This window comes from Nitrospinota bacterium, assembly GCA_035528715.1.
Taxonomy (GTDB): domain Bacteria; phylum JADFOP01; class JADFOP01; order DATKYB01; family DATKYB01; genus DATKYB01.
Map to the genome: position 1 here is coordinate 1 of DATKYB010000084.1, position 4,452 is coordinate 4,452.

Annotated in this window: 6 protein-coding genes; all 6 read right to left on the reverse strand. The window is 35.3% G+C overall.

Going from position 1 to position 4,452, the window contains the following annotated elements; all coding sequences use genetic code 11:
• On the reverse strand, nt 1–1,243 hold a 1,243-nt coding region (locus VMW81_06405), incomplete at its 3' end, for a hypothetical protein (GenBank protein ID HUU50570.1).
• 10 nt (nt 1,244–1,253) lie between these two features.
• Nucleotides 1,254–2,381, reverse strand: a complete 1,128-nt coding sequence (locus VMW81_06410) for an ABC transporter substrate-binding protein (protein ID HUU50571.1) — start codon at nt 2,379–2,381, stop codon at nt 1,254–1,256.
• A gap of 250 nt (nt 2,382–2,631) precedes the next feature.
• A complete protein-coding gene (locus VMW81_06415; protein HUU50572.1) occupies nt 2,632–3,120 on the reverse strand; it encodes a crossover junction endodeoxyribonuclease RuvC in 489 nt (162 codons plus the stop codon).
• Between the two features lie 4 nt (nt 3,121–3,124).
• Nucleotides 3,125–3,619 carry a crossover junction endodeoxyribonuclease RuvC gene (locus tag VMW81_06420; GenBank protein HUU50573.1) on the reverse strand — a complete coding sequence of 165 codons (495 nt, stop codon included), beginning with the start codon at nt 3,617–3,619 and terminating at the stop codon, nt 3,125–3,127.
• Between the two features lie 257 nt (nt 3,620–3,876).
• Nucleotides 3,877–4,251, reverse strand: a complete 375-nt coding sequence (locus tag VMW81_06425) for a helix-turn-helix domain-containing protein (GenBank protein HUU50574.1) — start codon at nt 4,249–4,251, stop codon at nt 3,877–3,879.
• 5 nt (nt 4,252–4,256) lie between these two features.
• Nucleotides 4,257–4,452, reverse strand: a 196-nt coding sequence (locus tag VMW81_06430) for a hypothetical protein (GenBank protein ID HUU50575.1), incomplete at its 5' end; no start/stop codon positions are given.

Genomic DNA, 4,452 nt, shown 5'->3' on the forward strand with positions numbered 1-4,452 from the left:
TCTGACTTACTTTAAATTTCAGATTGTCCTTAATTTGAGATATGTTAAAGTAATCGGAAAGAGTATTAATAACCCCCCTCAGTGTTCCTCTATAGATCTTAAGTGTAATCACTTCCTGAAGCAGAGATATCACAAATCCTTTAATACTGGCAAGATTTTTCAGTTCCTTTATAGCTTCATTCTCCTTCTTTTTATTTTGTTTTCCTTCTTGATTATATTTCCGTTCCTCTCCATATTTTTGAATATTTTCCGAATAATCAAAAATCTTCTTAGTCAACCAAACATCCGAAACCGCGTAGGAATACCATTGCCCTATTAGATATGCTACACTTTTTATAAATTCAAGGGAGTATTTCTTATAAGTATCTTTTAGTGCTTTTAGACCAGAAGGTTCTATTTTATTATCATTCTTTAATAAAGGATGAATTACTATTGAGGCTCTCTCATGAACATTTATGAAAAAGTCACTTCGAGCGCACATATTTATTAGCTTTTCTTCTTTGCTTACCATGTATTTAGAAATGAAAGTCTCATCTGCAAAAGAAACCCCTCTGGAACGAATAAGCAAAGATGCAATATTAAGATTCTGGTCAGAAATAAAATCCTTCATTTTTTTAATCATACCTTCTATTCCATCTTCTTCAAAGGGGTGCCTCAGAATGACAATTATATACGGGTTGCATGGAATTTTTTCCAAAACATCATGTATTTTCTTTATTATAGGCGATAAATCCTTATTAAGTTCTTTCACAATATTATTATGCCGGTAAGCATCAACAAGTTCTGGGATTTTGATTTTTTCTCCATTTTGGGAAATAATTTTGCCTTTTTTTCTATCACCGATAAGAGTTAATGCAACAAGCTTACCAAATAATTTATCGTATTCCTTTTCCTGATATTCTATTTTTATTGGCAGATTTACCCAAAAATTTCCAGAATGGTTATTTAGACCGATAAAATGCCATTTAGCTCCATCTCCTGATAAGTTAGCTTGGAACTCTTTAAGGCACTCACCATTTTTAAGTATTATAGGTTCAGATAGGGCGAAAGTAACGCTGTTTTCTTTTAGTTCCTCTATTGTTTGGTCATTATACTCCAAATAGGGATACTTAAAATAAATCATATGCTCTATATGTTTTTCCTCGCTGTCTTTTTTTCTTAAATTGGGTCCTTTTTCTGGCAGAGAAGGGATTAAAAGTGGATAAAAGTAGACGACCTCTACTTCTACTTCATTTGCATTCATGTTCACCCCCTCATCTTATGATCTCAAATCTTCCGTTTATGACCTTCTTAAACAAGACTGGCCTTTGAACTTCGCCAAATTCGTCGATAGTTATGTTACCACCGACTCCGTTATAATTTTTTACTTGATACAGACCTCTTTTAATATCGTCAGCAGTTTTTCCATATTTTTTAATCACCTCTGCTATTATATAAATAGCATCGTATGCATTTGCCCCTGGCGGACCTGGCTCATAATTATATTTCGCTTTGTATTTTTTGACAAAATTTTGGACATTCTCGTCTTCCGAATATAGATCAAAGGGGGGAGAAGATATAATTAAATCCTCTGCTCCTTCCTTGGCAATTTCAATCAACATCGGATCCTCAGCTCCAGATGAACCAAGCCAAAACTTTGGTCTGAAACCCTGCTCTTTTGACTGATATAAAATCTGTCCCATCTCAGGAGATAATCCAGCCAAATATACTGCTTCTGGATCTTTCTCTTTAATTTTTAGTATCAAACTTCTAAAGTCTTTTTCGCCTTCCTCAAAAGCCTCTGAAAGAAGAATCTTGCCACCAAGTTCTATAGATTTATCACGGAAAGCCTGAGCATAGCTAACCCCGTTTTCTGCATTCGCATAAAGTATCGCAGATGTATTCACATTTAGAGTATCCCTGGAATATTTAGCCATTTCCTTTCCATTAGTTGCAGCTGTTTCACGAATTCTAAAAATATAATCGCCTGCATCTTTTATTTTCTCTGCGGAAGCATTAGTGATAAGAAGATTGACTTTTTTTGATTCCGCAATTGGTGCACATGCTAGAGCATTGTTACTTAATATAAATCCGACAATAACAGGCACATTATCTACTTCAATCAGTTTTCTCAACGCTGAAACGGCCGTTGAAGATTCCCCCTTGTCGTCTTCATAAATTACTTTCAAAGTGAACGGATATTCATTACTGGTATTAATCTTTTCTACTGCTAAATCTATTGCATTTTTTGAATCAATGCCGAATTTTGCTCCTCGACCAGTTAGGGATAATATTGATCCAATCTTTATCTCGCTAGGCTCTTTCTTAGTCTGAGTAACGGCAAGCAAAATGACTAATACTACGACCGTAATTAGACCAATTGTAATCCAAATTTTTTTCATATTTTTATCCTTCCTATTAATTAAGATTATAAGTAATTCGACCTTTGGTAAAGAGTTTTTTTACTTTTACAGAATAACATTTTCCCTTTCCTATCTAAAATATCCCATAATGTTTTCCTCATTTAATATTACAAAATCTATAAAATATGTCAATATTTTGAAATATTTCATATACTCTGAAGTGCTTTCCATCAAATAAAAAAAGACCGAAACCTCAATCTTTTTAAGTTCATTTGTAATTATTCTCAACCTATTTTATCATCATCCCCAATGCCACCGCATCAAACATATTCTGGTGGTAAAGCTCCTTCCAAGCCCTATCTTGAGTGAGATAAACCTTAAGCTCCGGGTATTTGGAGATGATAACTCTTGCCACATCTTTTTTACTTGCCCGGCCATTGCCACAGATCGCCTTTTTAACAGTGCTTGGAGCATAGTTCAATAGCTTTAGCTTTTTTCGTCTGGCAATTGACTTTATTTTATCGACAAAGACATTAAGGAGAGATGCTCTTCGGTTATTAGCAAAGAAAGCTTTCTCTGCTATAAGATTATCAGGTTTAAAATCCTTTATCAACCTAAGGATTATCTTTCTTCCTTCTTTCAGGGTTTCACTGGGTGATTTCCCTTTTTTAATGGTTTTTACCCCATAATAAATAATCTTTCCCTTATCAAAAAAGGCAATCCCCATCTCTCTAGTGCCGGGGTCAATGGCTAAGATTTTTGATTTGTTTTTTGACATATTTTTACTTATCCAATTGATAAAAACAGACCGAGGTCAAAGCCACAGCCTCAAACACTCTGATAAAGTAGGGATTTTTATGAGCCTTCTCCTTTTGAAGCTCATGGAATAGGGCCGGATTCTCCAAGACAATCGCCTCGGCCATATTCTTTTTGTTTAGCTTATCTTCTTTGATGAAAAACTCCTCTACTTCCTTTATTGAATATTGGAAGACCTTCAAACCTTTTCTTCTGGAAAATTCCTTTATTTTTGCTGTGAGTTGAGCTAAATTCCGGGACCTCCGTGAGGGATGGAGTTTCTTTATGGCTAAAGCACCTGGCTCATAGCGGTCGATAAACTCTGAGATAATCTCCACAGCCCTTTTCATCTTCTCTTTTGACCACTTTCCTTTGAGGACCTTCACTCTCCAATCCATAAGCTCTGACCCTTGAAAGACCGCAACCCCCAAGTATCTTGTCCCTGGGTTAATCCCTATGATTTTTAATTGCTCTTTGGGCATGTTTTTTGATTAGATAATTAAACAAAGCAGCTCGACTTTTTTTAATTTTCTTTAGTGGTAACTCCTTCACATCTCCTAATATCTTCCGTAAAAACGGTTCAGGATATTGTTTTGCAACTGAGAGATAAAAGGAGAAAGATTTAATGTCATTTAACTCTTTGGCTAAATCAGAGGCTAATAGTTCTATCCTAGTTTCAGGTTTAAATCCCTTAAAAGAATAAGGAATTGAAAATTTTTTATCTTCGTTAACGATATTGTTAATATTTCTTGTTATATAATTCTTGTTTGTGTTCCCTCCTGTCACCTACCTGTGTCCCTTTTGTCACCTCTGGCTTAAGAAGTCGATAGAGGCACCGTCCCCGCCTCTTTTCAACGGCCAGCAGGCCAAACTCTTGGAGTTCCCTTATTCTCCTTATGACCGTCCTTTTGCTCATTCCAATCAACTCAGCTATTGTTTTTTGGGTGGGAAAACAGGCCTGACTTTTTGAATTAGCAAAAGAAGCTAAAACATTGTATACAGCGAGACCGGAAGACTTAAGGCTTCGGCTGAAAAGTTGCAATACTTTTTTATTTATCCAAAACCAATCTCCGTTTTTTATATGCCTGATCTCATTTTTCTCATTACTTGTCATAATTTTTAGTAGAATCTCTTCATCCAGACATGTTCACAGATAGTCTGGGCAAGAAGCACTAAATTTTTTCTCATCTCGTCTATTTCTTTGTTCGACAAATCAGGCATTTTAAGAATGCAACGATATTTAGTGTAAATGTTCGATTGGTTTTTTCTTTTAGGCATGCCTTTATCTCTGGATTTTGTTCTGCCTTTCCATAAT

What these genes read in the sequence shown, in the direction of transcription:
- VMW81_06425 (HUU50574.1), bottom strand. Translation starts at nt 4,251, where the DNA reads ATGACAAGTAATGAGAAAAATGAGATCAGGCATATAAAAAACGGAGAT.
- VMW81_06415 (HUU50572.1), bottom strand. Translation starts at nt 3,120, where the DNA reads ATGTCAAAAAACAAATCAAAAATCTTAGCCATTGACCCCGGCACTAGA.
- VMW81_06420 (HUU50573.1), bottom strand. Translation starts at nt 3,619, where the DNA reads ATGCCCAAAGAGCAATTAAAAATCATAGGGATTAACCCAGGGACAAGA.
- VMW81_06410 (HUU50571.1), bottom strand. Translation starts at nt 2,381, where the DNA reads ATGAAAAAAATTTGGATTACAATTGGTCTAATTACGGTCGTAGTATTA.